At 74.7% G+C, this 19,561-nt stretch carries 19 protein-coding genes; 13 read left to right on the forward strand and 6 right to left on the reverse strand.

The annotated features are described in order from the left end of the window. Positions 1–117: 117 nt before the first annotated feature. The 3 genes from ACI769_RS16060 to ACI769_RS16070 are packed head-to-tail and all read right to left on the reverse strand — an operon-like array spanning position 118 to position 3,706. Positions 118–1,560 carry an MFS transporter gene (locus ACI769_RS16060; protein ID WP_085387252.1) on the reverse strand — a complete coding sequence of 481 codons (1,443 nt, stop codon included), beginning with the start codon at positions 1,558–1,560 and terminating at the stop codon, positions 118–120. Further along, positions 1,557–2,495 (reverse strand): polysaccharide deacetylase family protein, encoded by a 939-nt coding sequence (locus ACI769_RS16065; RefSeq protein WP_232322697.1) that lies wholly within the window; start codon positions 2,493–2,495, stop codon positions 1,557–1,559. Before ACI769_RS16065 ends, ACI769_RS16060 begins: the two co-directional genes overlap by 4 nt. Then, positions 2,492–3,706, reverse strand: coding sequence for an ROK family transcriptional regulator (locus tag ACI769_RS16070; protein ID WP_085387251.1), 1,215 nt, complete (start codon positions 3,704–3,706; stop codon positions 2,492–2,494). Before ACI769_RS16070 ends, ACI769_RS16065 begins: the two co-directional genes overlap by 4 nt. A 142-nt stretch (positions 3,707–3,848) precedes the next feature. On the opposite strand from ACI769_RS16070, the gene ACI769_RS16075 reads away from it, so the two are divergent. The 3 genes from ACI769_RS16075 to ACI769_RS16085 all read left to right on the forward strand — a co-directional run bounded on the left by ACI769_RS16075 (position 3,849) and on the right by ACI769_RS16085 (position 6,537). Further along, a complete protein-coding gene (locus tag ACI769_RS16075; RefSeq protein ID WP_081895778.1) occupies positions 3,849–4,430 on the forward strand; it encodes a 1-acyl-sn-glycerol-3-phosphate acyltransferase in 582 nt (193 codons plus the stop codon). 378 nt (positions 4,431–4,808) lie between these two features. Next, the gene (locus tag ACI769_RS16080) at positions 4,809–5,558 is read left to right on the forward strand and encodes a lytic polysaccharide monooxygenase (protein ID WP_171468424.1); all 750 of its coding nucleotides are present in this window, start codon (positions 4,809–4,811) and stop codon (positions 5,556–5,558) included. A gap of 241 nt (positions 5,559–5,799) precedes the next feature. Further along, positions 5,800–6,537 (forward strand): lytic polysaccharide monooxygenase, encoded by a 738-nt coding sequence (locus ACI769_RS16085; RefSeq protein ID WP_171468425.1) that lies wholly within the window; start codon positions 5,800–5,802, stop codon positions 6,535–6,537. A 130-nt stretch (positions 6,538–6,667) separates the two neighbouring features. Here the strand turns inward: ACI769_RS16085 and ACI769_RS16090 are convergent, their stop codons facing one another. Further along, positions 6,668–7,045: an RNA-binding S4 domain-containing protein gene (locus tag ACI769_RS16090; protein WP_074804223.1), complete on the reverse strand. Its 378-nt coding sequence runs from the start codon at positions 7,043–7,045 to the stop codon at positions 6,668–6,670. 172 nt (positions 7,046–7,217) lie between these two features. Between ACI769_RS16090 and ACI769_RS16095 the strand changes: the two genes are divergently transcribed. From ACI769_RS16095 to ACI769_RS16105, 3 genes are all read left to right on the forward strand, one after another. Next, the gene (locus tag ACI769_RS16095; protein ID WP_009865881.1) at positions 7,218–7,484 is read left to right on the forward strand and encodes a GlsB/YeaQ/YmgE family stress response membrane protein; all 267 of its coding nucleotides are present in this window, start codon (positions 7,218–7,220) and stop codon (positions 7,482–7,484) included. 126 nt (positions 7,485–7,610) lie between these two features. Further along, a complete protein-coding gene (locus ACI769_RS16100; RefSeq protein WP_171468426.1) occupies positions 7,611–8,795 on the forward strand; it encodes a GNAT family N-acetyltransferase in 1,185 nt (394 codons plus the stop codon). Further along, positions 8,792–9,955 (forward strand): GNAT family N-acetyltransferase, encoded by a 1,164-nt coding sequence (locus tag ACI769_RS16105; protein WP_409141952.1) that lies wholly within the window; start codon positions 8,792–8,794, stop codon positions 9,953–9,955. The genes ACI769_RS16100 and ACI769_RS16105 overlap by 4 nt, the downstream gene beginning before the upstream one ends. 27 nt (positions 9,956–9,982) lie before the next feature. Here ACI769_RS16105 and ACI769_RS16110 read toward each other — a convergent pair whose 3' ends face one another. Beyond that, the gene (locus ACI769_RS16110; RefSeq protein ID WP_021483513.1) at positions 9,983–10,561 is read right to left on the reverse strand and encodes a dienelactone hydrolase family protein; all 579 of its coding nucleotides are present in this window, start codon (positions 10,559–10,561) and stop codon (positions 9,983–9,985) included. Between the two features lie 210 nt (positions 10,562–10,771). On the opposite strand from ACI769_RS16110, the gene pgi reads away from it, so the two are divergent. The 7 genes from pgi (at position 10,772) to ACI769_RS16145 (ending at position 18,806) form a co-directional block, all read left to right on the forward strand. After that, positions 10,772–12,499: a glucose-6-phosphate isomerase gene (gene pgi, locus ACI769_RS16115; RefSeq protein WP_171468428.1), complete on the forward strand. Its 1,728-nt coding sequence runs from the start codon at positions 10,772–10,774 to the stop codon at positions 12,497–12,499. Between the two features lie 270 nt (positions 12,500–12,769). Then, positions 12,770–13,609 (forward strand): STAS domain-containing protein, encoded by an 840-nt coding sequence (locus ACI769_RS16120; protein WP_043653447.1) that lies wholly within the window; start codon positions 12,770–12,772, stop codon positions 13,607–13,609. Further along, complete coding sequence (locus ACI769_RS16125; protein WP_021483159.1) at positions 13,606–14,010, forward strand: STAS domain-containing protein; 405 nt, start codon at positions 13,606–13,608, stop codon at positions 14,008–14,010. Before ACI769_RS16120 ends, ACI769_RS16125 begins: the two co-directional genes overlap by 4 nt. Next, on the forward strand, positions 14,007–14,429 hold the full coding sequence (locus ACI769_RS16130) for an anti-sigma regulatory factor (protein ID WP_076404441.1): 423 nt from the start codon (positions 14,007–14,009) through the stop codon (positions 14,427–14,429). The genes ACI769_RS16125 and ACI769_RS16130 overlap by 4 nt, the downstream gene beginning before the upstream one ends. Then, positions 14,426–15,466 (forward strand): ATP-binding SpoIIE family protein phosphatase, encoded by a 1,041-nt coding sequence (locus tag ACI769_RS16135; RefSeq protein ID WP_409141953.1) that lies wholly within the window; start codon positions 14,426–14,428, stop codon positions 15,464–15,466. Before ACI769_RS16130 ends, ACI769_RS16135 begins: the two co-directional genes overlap by 4 nt. Next, the gene (locus ACI769_RS16140; protein ID WP_409141954.1) at positions 15,463–17,199 is read left to right on the forward strand and encodes an ATP-binding protein; all 1,737 of its coding nucleotides are present in this window, start codon (positions 15,463–15,465) and stop codon (positions 17,197–17,199) included. Before ACI769_RS16135 ends, ACI769_RS16140 begins: the two co-directional genes overlap by 4 nt. Then, entirely contained in the window at positions 17,196–18,806 is a 1,611-nt protein-coding gene (locus tag ACI769_RS16145) for a SpoIIE family protein phosphatase (protein WP_409141955.1), read from the forward strand. Before ACI769_RS16140 ends, ACI769_RS16145 begins: the two co-directional genes overlap by 4 nt. On the opposite strand, the gene ACI769_RS16150 is transcribed toward ACI769_RS16145, so the two are convergent. Next, on the reverse strand, positions 18,764–19,384 hold the full coding sequence (locus ACI769_RS16150) for a dihydrofolate reductase family protein (protein ID WP_409141956.1): 621 nt from the start codon (positions 19,382–19,384) through the stop codon (positions 18,764–18,766). The two genes, ACI769_RS16145 and ACI769_RS16150, sit on opposite strands and share 43 nt — an antisense overlap. Between the last annotated feature and the right edge of the window lie 177 nt (positions 19,385–19,561).

Raw genomic sequence — 19,561 nt, forward strand, 5'->3', positions numbered from 1 at the left:
TAGAGCCAGGGTCAGCCGAGGTAGAGCCGTGTGCGCCTCGCGCGCGACCACGGCTCTACCTCGCGCAACCGGGCCTCTACCTCGCGCGACTCCGGCTCTACCTCGCGGGGCGGGGGGCTACCTCGGGAGGGGGTCCGCGGCGGTCGGTGACGCGTCGGCGTCGGCGAGGGCGGCGTCGGTGCCCTCGGGGTCACGGCCGCGCAGCGGGTAGAGCCAGAAGCACACGAAGGCCAGGGCGGCGATGAGGACGGGGACGCCGCCGAGCAGGAGGCGCACGCCCGTCGCGACGCCATCGGGCTGCACGACGTCGCCCGCGCCCTCGACATACCCGCTCGCGGAGAGCACGGCCGCGACGAGGACGGCCTGCACGATCACGGACCCGCGCACGACGAACCCGTTCGCCCCGAAGTACATGCCCTCGCGGCGCAGGCCGGTGCGGCGCTCGTCGTCGTCGATGACCTGCGCGAGCGCGACCTCGAGCACCTGCATGAGCCCGGCCACGCCGACGCCGACGGCGAGGCCCGCGAGCGCGGCGCCGAGCACGGTGGTCGGCACGAGGTAGAGGCACGTCGCGAGCCCGTACACGGCGACGACCCACAGCATCGTGGAGCGCGGGCCGATGCGGCGCACGACCCACGACCATCCGACGATCGCCGGGATGGCCGCGACGAAGATCGGCGCGAGGAGGAACGTCGCGTCGGCCTCCGCCCCGCCGAGCACGTAGCGCACGTAGAACGGCACGGCGGCGAGCACGATCGCGGTGGTGCTCTGCAGCAGCAGCGAGCCGAGCACGTAGGTGACGAACGCCCGGTTCGCGAACGTGTAGCGCAGCTGGGCGCCGAGCCCGACGGCGGCCTCGCGCTCGCGCACCGCCGCGACGTCGACGGGGCGCTCGACCATGCCGGCGAGGGACCACGCGAAGAACCCGAGGCTCACGACGGCGAGGAGCAGCGCCATCCACGTCCACCCGAGCGTCCCGTACAACAGCGGGGCGCCGGCGGTGCCGAGGATCATGCCGACGAGGCCGAACATCTGGCGCGGCGCGTTCCCGCGGGCGCGCTCCGCCGTCGTGCGGAAGATCTCGGGGAACAGCGCCGAGACGTTGAGCACGACGACGACGTACGCGACGTCGTACACGGCGACGACGACGAGGAACCACACCACGAGCCCGGTGGGGCTCAGCGCGGGCGGCATCCACACGAGCGCGAACGCGACGACGAGCGGCACGACGCCGAGCCCGATCCACGGCACGCGACGGCCCCAGCGGGTGCGCCGCCGGTCGGAGGCCGCGCCGACGAGCGGGTTGAGCACCGCGTTGAGGACGCCGTGCGCGACCATGGCGCCCGCGACCCAGCCGGCGGGCACGCCGAGGTGGTCGACGTAGAAGTAGACGACGAACGCGGAGAACGTCTGGAGCAGCAGGTTCGCGGGGAACGCAGACGCGCCGTAGGCGACGGTCTGCGCGCGCGTGGCCGCGCCGACGAGGCGGCGGTCGCGCACGCGGGCGAGCAGCCCCCCGCTCGGCACCGTGCCCGATGGCGTCCCGGACGGCGCGCTCATCGCTCGCCCCGCTGGACCGCGCGCAGGTCGCGCCAGCCGACGCGGACGAGGCCCTCCTCGGCGACCACGGCCGCGACGGCCGGGTCGGCGAGGAGGCGGTGCTCGAACCCGCGCTTCGGCGCGGCGTAGTCGGCGACGTCGCCGAGCTCGTCGTCGTCGAGCATGGGGTGCAGGTAGATCTCGGTGACGCCGGCCGGCACGCGGCGCAGCAGGTCGAGGAAGCCGTCGCGGACGTCCTCGTAGCCCTCCGCGTCGTCCGTGCCCTCGCCCGCGAGCTCGAACGGGTGCGTCCACAGGCGGTCGACGAGCACGACGCCGAGCGCGTCGGCCGCCGCGGTCGCCTGGTCGAGGAGCGGCTGGAAGTCGCCGGGCGGCAGGAGCATCCCGTCGGTCGTGCGCGGCAGGCGGAACGGCAGCCCGTGCCGGGCCGCGAGCTCGAACACCTGCGGCAGGAACGAGCGCCCCGTCTCGAGCCCGTAGACCGAGCCCATGTGGTTGTCCAGGTGCGAGACGTCGACCCCCGCGGCGAGCGCCGCGTCGAGCTGCGCCGCGAGCTCGACCGCGACGTCCTCGGCGCGCGCCTGCTGCTCGACGGTGCGCACGTCGCGCGGGAAGTACCCCGCGTCGTCGACGAGCGACGTCCCCGTCCCCGTGAGGGGCCGCCACCGGTAGCGCGTCCACTCGCTCGTGAGCACGAGGTGGACGCCGACGTCGACGGGGTGGGCCGCGGCGAACGCGAGCGCGTCCGGCGCCCAGCCGCACGGCACCATGACGGTCGCGGAGTCGAGGTGCCCGGCGAGGAGCAGCTCCGAGATCGCGCGGTTCGCGGCCCGGCACATGCCGTAGTCGTCGGCGTTGAGGATCACGGCGCGCGCGTCGTCCGCGAGGCCCAGCCGGGACACCAGGTCCGACGGCGGGCCGCCCGGCTCGGTCACGACGCGGCCTCCGCGCGCTCGTCGTCGGCGTCGCCGCCCTCGCCCGGCGCGGAGTGGGCCGCGGCGGCGCGGAACACCTCGTCACGCAGCGCGTCGCTCGCGGACCGGGCCGCACCCACGACGACGGCGTCGCTCGTGAGCTCGGACGGGACGACCCGCACGGGCAGCACGGCCAGCTTCTCGCCGAGGAAGCGCTGCACGCGCTCGGCGATCGGCGGGCGTGCGGCGTGGTTGGTGAGCACGAAGAGCTCCGGCTCGACGACGAGCGCGACCGCCGCCGCGACGACGCCGATGCGCTCCGCGACCTCGTCGAGCACGTCGCACGACGCGCCGTCGCCGTGCTCGGCGCGGTCCACGAGGTCCTTGACGGCGATGTCGTCCGGGAGGCCGTTCTCCTTCGCGATGGCCGCGATCGACGACGCCCCGAGCGTCTCCGAGCCGAGCGACCGCCCCGGGTGCGGGAGGAAGGACACCTCGCCCGCACCGCCCGCCGCACCTCGGTGGAGGCGACCGTCGAGGACGAGTCCGGCCCCGAAGCCGTCGCCGAGCCCCAGCACGACGAAGGTCCGGACCCCCGCCGCGACGCCGTCGCGCTGCTCCGCGAGCGCCGCGAGGTTGAGGTCGTTCTCGAGCGTCACCGGGCAGCCGAGCGCGTCGACGAGCGCGTCGTGGAGGTCCGTGCCGCCCTTCTCGAAGCCCGGCACCCGGCGGATCGTCGCGTGGTCCGGGCTGACGATCGACGGCACCGCCGCGACGGCGCGCGTCACCTCGACGCGCGCGCCCTCGGGCAGCCGGGCCTCGACGTCGGTCACGCACGCGCGGGCCAGCTCGGCGGCGGCGCGGGCGCGCGCCGTCGGGGTCGGCCTGACGTCGCGCCGCTCGGCGCGGGCACGGATCGCTCCCGTGACGTCGACGAGCGCGACCCGCACGCGGTCGCGCGCGACGTCGATCCCCAGCCCGAACGCGTAGTCCGGGTCGACCCGGTACAGCGTCGCGGCCGGGCCGCGACGGTCCCGGTCGAGCCCTGCCTCCGTGACGACGCCCGTCGCCTCGAGCGCGCGCAGGGTCTGCGCGACGGTCGTCTTCGACAGGCCGGTCGCCGCGACGACGTCGGGTCGGGCGACCTGCGCGCCGGTGCCGAGGACGTCGAGCACGGCGCGCGCGTTGAGGGTGCGCAGGAGGGCGGGGGTTCCGGCGGGAGTGGTGTCCATCTGGTCTCCGTCGAGCAGTGGGTGGTCGAGCAGACATGTCCGGGCCGAGCAGGTAGGGCGGGAAGTTCCCTACCCGCCGGAGACTAACCGCGCTGCCTGTGGTTGTCGACGGCGGCCCCGCGCTCCCACCCTGTACCGTGACGTGGTGATCCGCCGAGCCCTCGCCCGCGCCTTCTGGGCGACCAGCCGGTGGCGGCTGCGCTCGCAGCCGTACGACACGAGCCGGCCCACGCTCCTCGTCGGCGCCCCGCACACGTCGAACTGGGACTTCGTGCTCATGCTCGCGATCGCCTGGAGCACCGGCATCCACGTGCGCTGGCTGGGCAAGCACACGCTGTTCGCCGGTCCCGCGGGCCCGGTCATGCGCGCGCTGGGCGGCATCCCCGTCGACCGGCGCGACCCGAGCCGGGTCGTGGCGGACGTCGTCGGCCGCCTCCAGGCGGGCGAGGTCTTCTCGCTCGTCGTCACGCCCGAGGGCACGCGCGGCGCCGGGTCGTACTGGAAGTCGGGGTTCTACCGGATCGCGCGCGAGGCGCACCTGCCGGTCACGCTCGGCTACGTGGACCGCACCACGATGACGACGGGCCTCGGCCCGTCGATCGACCTCACCGGTGACGTCCGCGCCGACATGGACGTCGTGCGCGCGTTCTACGCCGACAAGTCCGGCCTCCGGCCCGCGCTGCGCACCGAGCCGCGGCTGCGCGAGGAGGACGCGCCCGCCTGACGGGCCGCGACCCCGGCACGCGCTCTCGCGCGCGCCCCCACGCCCGGGTCCGTGGGTCGTCCGACGCCCTCGTTCTCGGACGCTCGTCCAGCTCGGGCCGCCGTCTCGTCCGGCGTCCCGGCGCCCTACGTAGTCCCCACACTTTTCACCCGCCGGACGGATGCCCGAGGCACGTCGCGAGGGGGTCGCGGACCCCGGTCCAGCCGCACGAAGACGCCCTCCGCAGGACGTCGCGTACGGGACATCCCGTACTCCGGAGCGGCCCTGCGTAGGCGTTGGAGCCTCGTCCTCCACCTGCTTACGGTCCCCCTCGTCACGGTCGACGGTGCGGGCTCCGCACGACGTCGGCCCTCCCCGACCTAGGAAGCGAGTCCCCCGATGAAGCGACTCCGCGCGGCGCTCCTCGCCGCCGTCGTGGGCGCGACCGCGATCATCGCCCCGATCGCGATCGCCCCCAGCGCCTCGGCGCACGGCTGGATCACCTCTCCCCCCAGCCGGCAGGACAACTGCGCGAAGGGCACCACGTCCTTCGACTGCGGTTCCATCAAGTACGAGCCGCAGTCCGTCGAGGCCCCCAAGGGCTCGATGAAGTGCTCCGGCGGCAGCGGCTACGCGATCCTCGACGACGCGAGCAAGCCCTGGCCCCGCACGACCACGGGCCGCGACGTGACGTTCCAGTGGAACCTCACGGCGAACCACGCCACGAGCGTGTGGGAGTACTTCGTCGACGGCCAGCTCTTCGCGACGTTCGACGGCGGCGGCGTCCAGCCCCCCAAGAACATCTCGCACACCCTCAACGGCCTGCCGCTCGGCAACCACACGATCCTCGCGCGCTGGAACGTGTCGAACACGGTCAACGCGTTCTACAACTGCGTGGACCTGACCGTCACGGCCGACGGCACCAACCCCGGCGGGGGCACGCCCGATCCGGGCACCCCGGGCGGCGGCACCCCCGGCGGCGGCACGCCGGGCACCTGCGCGGACCCGGCGTGGGCCGCGACGTCGACCTACACGGGCGGCGCGAAGGTCTCCTACGCGGGCAACGTGTACGAGGCGAAGTGGTGGACGCAGAACAACGTCCCGGGCTCCGAGGCATGGGGTCCGTGGAAGCTGATCGGCGCCTGCTGACCTGCTGAACCCCGCGACGGCGGGTGGTCTCGTCCGACGGGCGAGACCACCCGCCGTCGTGCGTCGCCGACCCGGCGACGAGGGCGCGCCCGGCGCGCGTACGCGGAAGCACGTACGGGCTTTGCCCAATTGTCCGGCTCTCCGCGCGTTTCGTAGCGTCGAGGTGCCCGATCCGAGAAGCGGCCCGCGAGGAAGCGCGCCGCAGGACCCATGCACCACCGGATGGAGAGCGAGACATCTCATGCGAAGACTGAGAGCGGTACTCCTGGCAGCCGTCGTCGGCACGGTCGCGATCATCGCGCCCGTGGCCGTCGCGCCGAGCGCGAGCGCCCACGGCTGGATCACGTCGCCGCCGAGCCGGCAGGACCACTGCGCGAAGGGCACGACGTCCTTCGACTGCGGCTCGATCAAGTACGAGCCCCAGTCCGTCGAGGCGCCCAAGGGCTCGATGCAGTGTTCGGGCGGCAGCGGCTTCAGCATCCTCGACGACTCGAGCAAGCCCTGGCCGCGCACGCAGACCGGCACGTCGGTCACGTTCCAGTGGAAGCTCACCGCGGCGCACAACACGAGCACGTGGGAGTACTTCGTCGACGGCGTGCTGTTCAAGACGTTCAACCAGAACGGCGCGCAGCCGCCCAGCAACATCTCCCACACCCTGACGGGCCTGCCCGAGGGCAACCACACGATCCTCGCGCGCTGGAACGTGTCGAACACGGTCAACGCGTTCTACAACTGCGTCGACCTGAAGATCGGCAGCGGCGGGACCGACCCGGGCAACCCCGGGAACCCCGGCAACCCCGGGAACCCGGGCAACCCCGGCACGTGCACGGCTCCGGCCTGGTCGGCGAGCGCCGCCTACGTCGGCGGGGCGAACGTCTCCTTCTCCGGCCGCAACTACCAGGCCAAGTGGTGGACGACGGGCGAGAACCCGTCGCAGAGCGGCCAGTGGGGCGTCTGGAAGGACCTCGGAGCCTGCTGACCCGCTGATCCCGGGAGCGATCCCGACAGCACTGCCGACGGCCGGCGGACGCGTGCTCGCACGCGACCGTCGGCCGTCCTGCGCGTCGGGCGCACGGGGCGCGGTCTCTCCGGTCGGCGGCAGCCCGAGGTCAGCCCCGGCCCCGCAGCCGGTCGAGGTCGCGGCGCTCGCGCTTCGTGGGGCGCCCGGCACCGCGGTCGCGGACCGCGACGCGCACGGTGAGCTCGCGCGGCGGCGGGGGCGGACTCTGGTCGTCGACGGCCTGCGCGGCGAGGGTCGCGGACACCCGCTTCACGAGCACCTTCTCGACGACGAGGATCCGCTCGACCGGACCGCCCCGCACGACGACGCGGTCCTTCACCTTCACGCTCGTCGCGGGCTTCGCGCGCTCGCCGTTGACGCGCACGTGCCCCGCCTTCACGGCGGCCGTCGCCTGCGAGCGGCTCTTGAACACGCGGACGGCCCACAGCCAGCTGTCGACGCGCGCGCTCGTCGCCTCGGTCGTCACCACGCTCCGAGCCTACGAGACCGCGCGGAGCCCGGTGCCGGCGAGGTCGCCCCGCCCCGGAAGACCGTCGTCGGCGTGCGAGATCCGGGCACCCGTGCCACGGTGGTGCCAGGTCATTCGGGGCAAGAGTCCTTTTGGCCGGATCTGTCCCTACCGGAAACGGAGACGTGACATGGGCATCATCGGCTGGATCCTCATCGGCCTCATCATGGGTGCCATCGCCCGCGCGATCGTGCCGGGCAAGCAGAAGGGCGGCTGGATCGTCACCCTCCTGCTGGGCATCGTGGGCGCCCTGCTCGGCGGCTTCATCGCCTCGGCAGTGTTCGGCACCGACGTCAACGAGGAGTTCTTCGACCTCGGCACGTGGGGCTTCGCGCTCATCGGCTCCATCATCGTGGTGTTCATCTGGTCCTGGTTCACCAACCGCAAGCGCGCCTGACGGCGTCGGCCGCACCGGCGGCCCGCTTCCCCGGACGGCCCGGTCCCCTCAGGGGGACCGGGCCGTCCGTGCGTCCCGGGCGTATTGCCGTGGACGCGCCGCCCGTGCGCCGGACACGCTGGACCCATGAGCGCCGTCGCCCCTCCCGTCCCGGACGTCTCCCTCCCGCGCGGGTACACGCTCGTCGAGGCCCCGCACCCCGCGTCGCTCGACGCGCCCGAGGCGTGGGCCTACCTCGCCGTCGCGGACGTCGGACGCGAGCACGAGCTCGAGGTGCACGGCTACGACGACCTCGCGCTGCCGCCCCGCGAGATCTTCACGGGCATGGCCCACCAGGAGTACTCCACGAAGCGCCGGTTCGTCGTCGTGCGCTCCGCCGCGGCGTCCGCGTGGCACGAGCAGGGCGTCCCGCCCGCGGTGGCGGACGTCGTCGCGCACCTCTTCGTGACCCGCCCGGTCACGAGCAACGAGCACCTGGGCGAGTCCTACGCCGTCGTGCGTCCCGCCGAGCGGGGCCGCGGCATCGGGGGCGCGCTGCTCGCGCTCGGCGAGCGGCTGAACCTCGACGCGGGGCGCACCGTGCTCTTCTCGGACACGAACCACGGCGAGGAGCCGCCGCCCGGGCCCGGCGCGCTCGAAGCCACGACGGGCGCGGGCCGGGTCCCCGCGGACGCGCCCGGACCGCGCTTCCTGCGCGCGCACGGGTACGTGCTCGAGCAGGTCGAGCGGCACTCGGTGCTCGACCTCCCGGTCGTGCCCGCGGTCCTCGACGCGCACCGCGAGGACGCCCGGGCCGCGGCGGGCAGCGACTACCGCCTGCACACCTGGACCGACGAGGTCCCGGAGGCCTGGGCCGACCAGGTGGCGGTCCTCTTCACGCGCATGAGCACAGACGCGCCCACGGGCGGCGTCGACTACGGCGAGGACCCGTGGGACGCGCGGCGCGTGCGGACGTGGGTGCAGCAGCAGGCGGAAAACGACGACGCGTTCCTCGTGTGCGCCGCCGAGCACGTGCCGTCGGGCACGCTCGCGGCGTTCACCGTGCTCGTCCACCCGCGCGGCCGCGAGGACTTCGCGATCCAGGAGGACACGCTCGTGCTGCGCGAGCACCGCGGGCGCCGCCTCGGGATGCTCGTCAAGGTCGCCAACCTCGACGCGCTCGCGGCACAGCGCCCGGGCGCCCGACGCGTCCACACGTGGAACGCGCAGGAGAACGACCACATGCTCGCGATCAACGTCGCCCTCGGCTTCCGCCCCGCGGGCGTGTGGGCCGCGTGGCAGCGCCGGACGACGCCGGGGGGCGCCGAGTGAGCGCAGGACCGACCACCCCCACGACCCGCGACGGGCGCGTGCGCATCGAGCCCGTCCCCGGGCGCCTCGACGCGCCCGACGCGTGGGCCGTCCACGGCACGGTCCGGGTGGGCGACGCGATCGACCGCGCGATCCACGGCCACACCGATCTCGCCCTCGACGCCGCGACGGTCGCGTCCACCGTCGCCAGCGCCGGCTACCGCCGCGTGCTGCGGTGGGTCGCGGTGCTCGACGACGCCCCGCACGGCACGACGCCCCGGCCCGAGGACGTCGTCGGCCGGTCGATGGTGGCGCTCCCGCAGCAGGGCAACACGCACACGGCGCTCGTCTACGTCGGCGTGGACCCGGCGCACCGGCGCCGCGGCGTCGGCACGGCGCTGTGGGAGGCGGCGCTCGACGTCGTGCGGGCCGAGGGGCGACGCGTGGTCCAGTCCGACTCGTCGTTCGCGCCGGAGCCGCCGCCCGGCCCGGGTGCGATCGAGGCGCCCACGGGCAGCGGGCGCGTCCCGGCGCACGACGACGCGACGACCTTCGCGCTGCACCGCGGCTTCACGCTCGAGCAGGTGATGCGGCACTCCGTGCTCGCGCTCCCGGTGCCGCCCGCCGTGCTCGACCCGCTGCGAGACGCGGCGACGGCGCGGGCGGCCGGGTACCGCGTGCACGTGTGGACGGACGACGTCCCCGAGGAGTGGCTCGCGCAGCTCGCGGTGCTCGAGACGCGCATGAGCACCGACGCCCCGAGCGGGGGCCTCGACCTCGCGGAGGACCCGTGGGACGCGGAGCGCGTCCGGGCCTTCTCCCGGGAGATCCACGACCGGGGCCGCGGCTACGTCGTCGCCGCGGCGGAGGACACGGCGACGGGCACGCTCGCCGCGTTCTCCATGGTCGCGTACCCCCGCGACCGGCCCGAGGTCGTGTTCCAGGAGGACACGCTCGTGCTGCGCGAGCACCGCGGGCGCAGCCTGGGCCTGCTCGTCAAGGTCGCCGTGCTCGACGAGCTGGCGCGCGCCCGGCCGTCGTCGCGCCGCGTGCACACGTGGAACGCCGAGGAGAACCGGCACATGCTTGCGATCAACGTCGCGCTGGGCTTCGCGCCCACGGGCGTCGAGGCGGAGTGGCAGCTCGTGCTCGACGCACCGGAGCCCGGCAGCGCGCCCTGACCCCGGGGGCCGTCGCGGCCGGACCGCTCAGCGGATGCCGTCGAGGAAGCGGATCACCCGCTCGGTGACGAGCGCGGCGGCCTCCGGCTCGTACGACGGCAGGCTCGGGTCCGTGAAGAGGTGGCGGTCGCCGGGGTAGACGAACAGTTCGGCGTCGGGCGTGGACTCCACGAGCTCGCGCGCGGCGTCGAGGTCGCCCTCGCCCGCGAACGACGGGTCCGCGTCCATGCCGTGCACCTGGACGGGCACGGCGTCGGGCCAGGCGTCGCCGAACTCGGAGACGGGCACGCACGCCTCGAGCAGCACCGCGCCCTTGGCGCCCGGCTGCGTCTGGGCGAGCATCTGGGCCGGGAGGACGCCGAGGGAGACCCCCGCGTACACGACACCGAGGTCGTAGCCGTCCACGGCCCCCCGGGCGCGCTCCAGCACGGTTCCGAAGCCGAGCTCCTGCACGTGGGCCATGCCCTCGTCGAGGGTCGCGAACGTGCGCCCCTCGAAGAGGTCCGGCGTGTGCACGACGTTCCCCGCGCCGCGCAGCGTCTCCGCGAGCGTCCGCACGCCCTCCGTCAGTCCCTGCACGTGGTGGAACAGCACGACCTCCGCCATGGTCCCTCCTCCGATCGTCGCTCGTGGGCCGTGCGACGGCGTCGCCGCCCGGTGCGCGCCCGACGGCGCACGACCCCCATCGTCGCGCGGCCCGCCCCCGCGCGCCCGGGGTCCAGGGACCTGCGACGGCCGTTCGTCAGGCCGCCGGACCATGGACCGCGGGACGGTCGGGGTGGGCGAGGGCCGACGTCGGTCAGTAGTTTGGTGGTCATGACCTCGCAGCCCGTGCCGCCCCCGATCGACCCCACCTCCACGCCGTCCTGGACCGCGCTGACCGTGCACCGCGACACCGTGGAGCCGGACCTGCGCACCTGGTTCGCGGCCGACCCGGACCGCGCGCGCCGCCTCACGCACCAGGCGGCCGACCTCACGGTCGACCTGTCGAAGAACCTCGTCACCGACGAGACGCTCGAGCTGCTCGTGCGCCTCGCCGAGGAGGTCCACCTCGACGACCGCCTCGAGGCGATGTTCACGGGCGAGCACATCAACGTCACGGAGGACCGTGCCGTCCTGCACACCGCCCTGCGCCGGCCGACCCCGCTGGGCGACGACGAGCACCTCGTCGTCGACGGGCAGGACGTCGACGCGGACGTGCACGCCGAGCTCGCGAAGGTCTACGCGTTCGCGGACAAGGTCCGCTCGGGCGAGTGGACGGGCGTCACCGGCGAGCGCGTGCGCACGGTCGTGAACATCGGCATCGGCGGCTCCGACCTCGGGCCGGTCATGGCCTACGAGGCGCTGCTGCCGTACAAGCACCAGGACATCGAGGTCCGGTTCGTCTCGAACATCGACCCGACGGACGTCGCGGAGAAGACGGCGGGCCTCGACCCGCGCACCACGCTGTTCATCGTCGCGTCGAAGACGTTCGGCACGCTCGAGACCCTGACCAACGCGCGCCTCGCGCGCGACTGGCTGTGGACGGAGCTCGCGGCGGTCGGCGCGATCGAGGACACGGACGAGTCCCGGCAGGCCGCCGTCGCGCAGCACTTCGTCGCCGTCTCGACGGCGCTCGACAAGGTCGCGGCGTTCGGGATCGACCCGGCGAACGCGTTCGGGTTCTGGGACTGGGTCGGCGGGCGCTACTCCGTCGACTCCGCGATCGGCACGTCGCTCGCGATCGCGATCGGCCCGGACCGGTTCGCCGAGCTGCTCGCGGGCTTCCACGCGATCGACGAGCACGTGCGCCGCACGCCGTTCGAGCGCAACGTCCCGGTCCTCATGGGGCTGCTCAACGTCTGGTACGTGAACTTCCTCGACGCGCACACGCACGCCGTCCTCCCGTACGCGCAGTACCTGCACCGCTTCCCGGCCTACCTCCAGCAGCTCACCATGGAGTCCAACGGCAAGCGCGTGCGCTGGGACGGCTCCCCCGTGACGACGGAGACCGGCGAGATCTTCTGGGGCGAGCCGGGCACGAACGGCCAGCACGCGTTCTACCAGCTCATCCACCAGGGCACCCGCCTCATCCCGGCCGACTTCATCGCGGTCGCGAACCCCGCCCACCCCCTCGTCGACGCGGTGGGCGACGGCGGCGCGGTCCAGCCCGGCGCGGACGTGCACGGCCTGTTCCTCGCGAACTTCTTCGCCCAGACCAAGGCGCTCGCGTTCGGCAAGACGGCGGACGAGGTCCGCGCCGAGGGCACCGCGGAGCACCTCGTGAGCGCCCGCACCTTCCCGGGCAACCGCCCGACGACGTCGATCCTCGCCCCCGCGCTGACGCCGTCGGTGCTGGGCCAGCTCATCGCGCTCTACGAGCACATCACGTTCGTGCAGGGCGTCGTGTGGGGCATCGACAGCTTCGACCAGTGGGGCGTCGAGCTCGGCAAGAAGCTCGCGCTCGAGATCGCGCCGGCCGTCGCGGGCGACGAGGACGCCCTCGCGGCGCAGGACCCGAGCACCGCGGGCCTCATCGACCGCTACCTCGACCTGCGCAACTAGCCCGCGCCCCGCCCGGGCACGGGGACGACCGTGCTCGGGCGGCTCGCAGGGGGCCGGTCGTGCGCACGGACGCGGGCCGAGCACCCCCACGGACCGCGTCCCGTGGTGTGTCGTCCGCCTCACGGCGAGGACGAGTCACGAGGTCGCGGCGCCGTGCGCGCGACCGCCCGCCCACAGCCGCGCTGCGAGCGCCCGCGCCCTGCGTACACTGGCGGGCGCGCGACCGCCGCGAGCCCGTTCGGCGTCGCTCTCACCGTGGAAGGAACCCCGATGGCCGACGCCGCCACCCCCGAGACTCTTGCTCGGACCCTGATCGAGCACGCGGACGCCGTGCGCAGCGCGTGGCTGGAGGCTGCAGCGAACGAGCTCCACGGCCGCACCTCGCGGGGCGAGCTCGAGCGCGAGCAGGGCGAGATCCTCGACGCGCTCCTCGAGGGCCTGCGCGCCGGCGGCGTCTCGCTCGCCGAGCCGGCGTTCGACCAGCTCCGCGGCATCCTCGCGGACGTGTCGTCCGCACGCGCCCGCCTCGGCTTCACGCCGCGCGAGACCGCGATCGGCGTCTTCGCTCTCAAGGAGGGCCTGTACCGGCTCGACTCCGCGACCGGTGCCGACACGGACGTCACCCCGCTGCTGCGCCTCGTCGACCAGCTCGGGCTCTTCACGTTCGAGACGTTCGCTGCCGCGCGCGAGGCGATCATCGCCGAGCAGGCCGAGCAGCTGCTCGAGCTCTCCACGCCCGTGGTCAAGCTCTGGGAGGGCATCGTCGCGGTGCCGCTCGTGGGGACGCTCGACTCCGCGCGCACCCAGGTCGTCATGGAGAAGCTGCTCAACACGCTCGTCGACACGGGCAGCGAGCACGCGATCATCGACATCACGGGCGTGCCCGCGGTGGACACCCAGGTCGCGCAGCACCTGCTCAAGACGGTCGTCGCGGCGCGCCTCATGGGGGCCGAGTGCACGATCAGCGGCATCCGCCCGCAGATCGCGCAGACGATCGTCGCGCTCGGCATCGAGTTCGGCGACATCCGCACGCGTGCGACCCTCGCCGACGCCCTCGTCGACGCGCTGCGCGCGAGCCGCGACACCCGGCAGGCCGGGCTCCCCGCATGACCGACGGCGTCCCCATCCTCAAGATCGGCTCGACGCTCCTCGTCTCGATCCAGATCGACCTCCAGGACGACACGGCGCTGCAGCTCCAGGAGGACCTCGCCCAGCGGATCACCGACACCGGTGCGCGCGGCGTGATCATCGACATCTCCGGGCTGGAGATCGTCGACTCGTTCATCGGCCGCATGCTCGCGTCCGTCGCGGGGATCTCGCACGTGCTCGACGCGACGACGGTCGTCGTGGGCATGCGCCCGGCCGTCGCCATCACCATGGTCGAGCTCGGCCTGTCGCTCGGCGACGTCCGCACCGCGCTGGACGTCGAGCGCGGCCTCGCGCTCCTCGCCCCCGAGGAGCGGTCCGCCGAGGACGTGCTCCTCGCCGCCGCCGAGCGCGAGGAGAGGTGACCACGACCACCCCGCCGCCGACGACCGCGGAGCGCGTGCCGGTCCGCACGGACTCCGACGTCGTCAAGGTGCGCCAGCTCGTGCGGTCGCTCGCGCAGCAGGCACGCCTCTCGCTCGTCGACCAGACGAAGCTCGTGACGGCGGCGAGCGAGCTCGCGCGCAACACCCTCGTGTACGGGGGCGGTGGCGAGGCCGAGGTGCAGCTCGTCACGGAGGGGGCGCGGACGGGCGTCCGCGCCGTCTTCTCGGACGAGGGGCCGGGCATCCCCGACCTCGACCTCGCGCTCACCGACGGCTGGACCAGCGGCGGCGGGCTCGGGCTCGGGCTCTCGGGGTCACGACGCCTCGTCCAGCACTTCGCGATCGACACCGCGCCGGGAGCGGGCACGCGCGTCGAGATCGCGACCTGGTCCCGATGACCTCGGCGGAGCCGGACCGCCCGGACGACCGCCGCACGCTCGTCGAGGACGGGACCTGGTACACCGTGGACCACCCGTCCGCGGTCGGCAGCGTGCGTCGCGGCGCGAGCACCGCCGCGCGGAACCTCGGCCTCGACGACGAGCGCGCGGCGGAGGTCGGGCTCGTCGTCTCCGAGCTCGCGACCAACCAGTGCCGCCACGCCGGGGGCGGCGCGGTGCTCGTCCGCGTGCGGCGCACCGGCGCCGAGGCCGCGCTCGACGTGCTCGCCGTCGACGCCGGGCCCGGCATGCGGGACATCACCGCGGCGATGCGCGACGGCGTCTCGAGCCGCGGCACGCTCGGCATCGGCCTCGGCACCCTCCCCCGCCTCGCGTCGGCGTGGGACGCGTGGACGTCGCCCGGCCAGGGGACGGTCATCGCGGCGACGTTCGTCGCCCACGGCGCGACCACCGACCTCGCGGCGCCCACGGGTGTGACCCGCCCCATGACCGGGCAGGACGTGTGCGGCGACGCCCTCGCGGTGCGCCACGACGACGGCGTGCCCAGCCTCCTCGTCGCCGACGGGCTCGGCCACGGCCCGCTCGCCGCGGTGGCCTCCGGCGCTGCCGTGCGGGCCTTCCTCGACGCGCCGCCCGGGAGCGCGGTCGCGCTCCTCGAGCGCGTGCACGGCGCCCTCGGCGGCACGCGCGGCGCAGCCGTCTCGGTGGTCCAGGCGTCGGGCGGCGTGCTACGGCACGCAGGCCTCGGCAACATCGCCGGGACCGTCCACGGGGCGCGCTCGCGCGGGCTCGTGAGCCACCCCGGCATCGCCGGGACGCGCGGCCGGCCGCTGCGCGAGACGACGTACCCCGTCGAGCCGGGCGACGTCGTCGTGCTGCACAGCGACGGCCTGACGGCCCGGTGGTCGCTCGCCGACTACCCGGGCCTCGCGGCCCGCTCCCCCCTCGTCGTCGCGGGCGTCCTGCTGCGCGACCACGCCGTGCGCCGCGACGACTCGTGCGTGGCGGTGCTGCCGATCGCCCGGGAGGCCGCGTGAGCACCACCCTCCTCATCACCCAGCTGCGCTCGGACTCCGACGTGCTCGCGCTGCGCCGGGCCGGGCGGGAGATCTGCCGCCTGCTCGGCCTCGACACGCAGGACCAGGTGCGCGTCGCGACGGCGCTGTCCGAGATCGGGCGGTCCGCGGTCGGTTCCGGCACGGCCGACGTCGTCGTGGGCGTCCTGCCCGGGCTGCCGCAGGCCACGCTGCGCGCCGAGATCGTCGCGGGGACGCCGTTCCTCGTCGAGGGCGACTCGAGCGACGGCGGCGTCCCGGCCGCCCGACGGCTCGTCCCCGGCCTCCAGGTCGACCCGACGGGCACGCGCGTGCTGCTCACCAAGGCGCTGCCCGCCACCGCGCGCACGGACGAGGCGACGCTCGCGGGCGTGCGCCGCTCCACCGCCGCCGCGCACGTCGCCGACGCGAGCGACGAGGTGCGCGTGCAGAACGCCGAGCTCGTGCGGACGCTCGACGAGCTGACGCGCCAGCAGGACGAGCTCCGGCGCTTCAACGAGGAGCTGGAAGAGACGAACCGCGGCGTCCTCGCGATGTACGACCAGCTGTCGGCGGAGCTCGAGGAGACCAACACCGGCGTCGTCGCGCTGTACGCCGAGCTCGACGAGCGCGGGCGCGAGCTCGCCGCCGCGAACGAGGCGAAGACCCGCTTCCTGCGGAACGTCAGCCACGAGCTGCGCTCGCCCGTGAACTCGATCATCGGCCTCACCTCGCTCCTGGCGGACTCCCACCTCGACGCCGACCAGACGCAGCAGGTCGGGTTCCTGCGCGAGAGCGCGACGACGCTGCTCACGCTCGTCGACGAGCTGCTCGACCTGGCGCGCGCCGAGGCGGGCCACGACGACGTCGAGCCCACGCCCGTCGACCTCGGGGCGCTCCTCGACGAGCTGCGCGGCACGACCCTGCCGCTCGTGCGGTCGGGTGTCTCCCTGCGCGTCGCGGCCGAGCCCGGCCTCACGCTCGTCACCGACCGCCGTCTGCTGTCCCGCGTGCTGCGGAACCTGCTGACGAACGCGGTGAAGTTCACGGACGAGGGCGAGGTCGTGCTGCGGGCCGCGGCCGACGGCGACGTCGTGCGGTTCGACGTGCGCGACACGGGTCTCGGGATCCCGGCCGACCAGCTGGAGGCCGTTTTCGAGGAGTTCGTCCAGGTGCCCAACCGCCTCCAGCCGACCGTCCGCGGCACGGGCCTCGGCCTGCCGTACGCGCGCCGCACGTCGGAGGCGCTGGGCGGCACGCTCGTCGCGACGTCCCGCCCGGGCGCCGGGAGCGTGTTCACGCTGCGCCTCCCGTCCCTCCCGGCGGCGTCCGAGGACGCCCCCGCCCCGCACCCAGAGCCCGAGGAGGCCGCCGTGCGCGAGACCCCGATCGGGCACGTGCTCGTCGTCGACGACGACCGTGCCTACGCGTCGGTCGTCGCCTCGATGCTGCGCGACGCCGCGGCGCGCGTCAGCGTCGCGCACGACGCCACGCACGCGCTCGCCCTCCTGCACGACGGCCCGGCCGACGTCGCGCTCCTCGACGTGTGCCTGCCCGGCACGGACGGCCTCGCGCTGCGATCGAGGATCCGCGACGTGCACCCGGGCACGGCGGCCGTGCTCATGTCGAGCGCGCCGCCGCCGCCCGGCATCGGTGACGTGCCGTTCCTCGCCAAGTCCGAGATCGACCGCGACCGCCTGGTGGCGGCCCTGGGGCGCGAGGTGCGGAGCCGATGAACGCCGACCGCACCGTGCTCGTCGTCGACGACACGCCCGCGCACCGGTACGTCATGGCGAGCTGGCTGCGCCGGGCGGGGTTCGGCGTCGTCGAGGCCGGGACCGGCCGCGACGCGCTCGCGCACGCCACGACCCCGGTCGACGCCGTCGTGCTCGACGTGAACCTGCCGGATCTCTCGGGCCGCGAGGTGTGCCGGATCCTCAAGAGCGACCCCGCGACCGCGCACCTCCCCGTGCTGCACGTCTCCGCGACCGACGTCGACGCCGCCGCCCGCACCGCCGGGCTGGAGGGCGGCGCGGACGCCTACCTGCCCGAGCCGCTCGACCGCGACGAGTTCCTCGCGACGATCAGCGCGCTGTGCCGGCGCGTCGACGCCCAGCGTGGTGCCGGGCGCACCGCCCGCCGCCTGGAGGCGCTCACCGACGCGCTCGTCCCCCTGCACGAGGCGCGCTCCCCCGAGGCCGTCGCCGACCACGCCGCCCGGGGCGCGTGCGCCGTCCTCGGTCGCGCCGTGATCTCGATGGTCGTCGCGGACGCCGGGGTCGTGCTGCGCTCCGTCTGCGTCGCGGAGGGCGCCGCGCTCGTGCGCGGTCGCGGCCCGACGGCGGTCCTCCCGCCGACCGGGGTGTCGACCGCCGTGTTCGGCCCGGACGAGGTCCCCCTCCCCTGGCGGCCGCTCTTCGACGAGGCGGGCGTCGGGCCGTCGGCATGGTTCACGCACTGGCTCGTCGACGCGTCGGGGGCGCTCGTCGGCGGCCTGGGCATCGAGGTCGGCGACGAGCCGCTGTCCGACGAGGAGCAGGAGGCCGCCGCGCGCTTCACGGAGGCCGCGACGGTCGCGCTGTCGAACCTGCGCACGTTCACCGAGGAGCACCGGATCGCCCTCGCGCTCCAGCGCGCGCTCCTGCCGTCGGGGCTGCAGGTGAGCGGCGGCGTCGAGGTCGTCGCGCGCTACGAGGCGTCGGACGACCGGCTGGACGTCGGCGGCGACTTCTACGACGCGTTCGACCTGCCGGACGGGCGCGTGGCCGTCGTCATCGGCGACGTCCAGGGGCACTCGCTGCGCGCGGCGACCGTGATGGCGGAGGTGCGGGTCACGCTGCGCGCCTACCTGCGCGAGGGCCACGACGCGGCGTCCGCCCTGGACCTGCTCAACGCGGCGCTGCGCGAGGACCACCCCGAGTTCGCGACCGTGTGCGTGTGCGTGCTCGACCCCCGGACCGGTGCCCTCGAGCTGACGGACGCCGGCCACCTGCCCGCGCTCCTCGTGCGCGCCGACGGCACGGTCGACCGGGCCAAGGCGGGCTCGCGCCTGCTGGGCGTACCCAGCCCGCGGTCCCGCCCCGCGCACCACGACGTGCTCGCCCCCGGCGACCTCCTCGTGCTCGTGACCGACGGTCTCGTCGAGCGCCGCGGGTCGTCCCTCGTGGACGCGCTGGAGCGGCTGGCCGAGGTCGCCGGGCGGAGCGCCGGCGCGAGCCCGGCGCTCCTGTGCGAGCGCGTCGTCGCGGCGTTCGACGACCCGGGCCGCGAGGACGACGTCGCGGTGGTCGCCGTCGCGCGTCACGCGTCGCCGGACGGCACCTTGTCCTTGACGTCGTCGTAGCCGACGTCCCCGGGGATCTCGCCCGGGGCGTAGACGAGCCGCACGACGCCCGTGGGGAACGTCTCCGAGCGCAGGAGCGTCAGCGGGTAGACGGGCTCGCCCTCGTCGAACAGCCGCTCGCCGGTGCGCGCCGCGACGGGGTGGACGAGCAGGCGCAGCTCGTCGAGCAGCCCGGCCGCGAGGAGCTGGCGGACCACCGAGATCGACCCGGCGACGAGCACCTTGCCGACGCCCGGCTCCTCCTTGAGGGCGCGGACCGCGTCGACGAGGTCGCCGTCGACCCGCTCGACGTGCCGCCACCCGAGGTCCTGGTCGCCGCGCGTCGCGACGATCTTGCGCAGGTCCCCGAGGCGCGCGGCGAACTCCGCGTCCTCGTCCCCGGCGGTCTCCCGCTCGGGCCACGCGCCGGCGAAGCTGTCGTACGTGACGCGCCCGAGGAGGAGCGCGTCGACGTCCCGGTAGTCCTCGTCCACCGCCGCGGCCATGTGGTCGTCGAAGTAGGGGAAGTGCCACGCCGGGTCGATCTCGGCGACGCCGTCGAGCGAGAGGAACAGGGTGGACACGAGCGTCGCGGTCATGGTGGGCCTTCCGGTCGGGAGGGATCGACGAGAAACAGACCGTAGCCGCAGCGGAATCTCATCGTCCCCGGCCGAACACGCCCCCAATCCCCCGTCGAACACGGGGTCAGCGACCAGATCCGGCGGATAACGGTCGCCGACCCCGTGTTCGACGGGTGGGGCGGGGCGGGGGGCGGG

It is taken from the genome of Cellulosimicrobium sp. RS, assembly GCF_046159675.1.
GTDB classification, from domain to species: domain Bacteria; phylum Actinomycetota; class Actinomycetes; order Actinomycetales; family Cellulomonadaceae; genus Cellulosimicrobium; species Cellulosimicrobium funkei.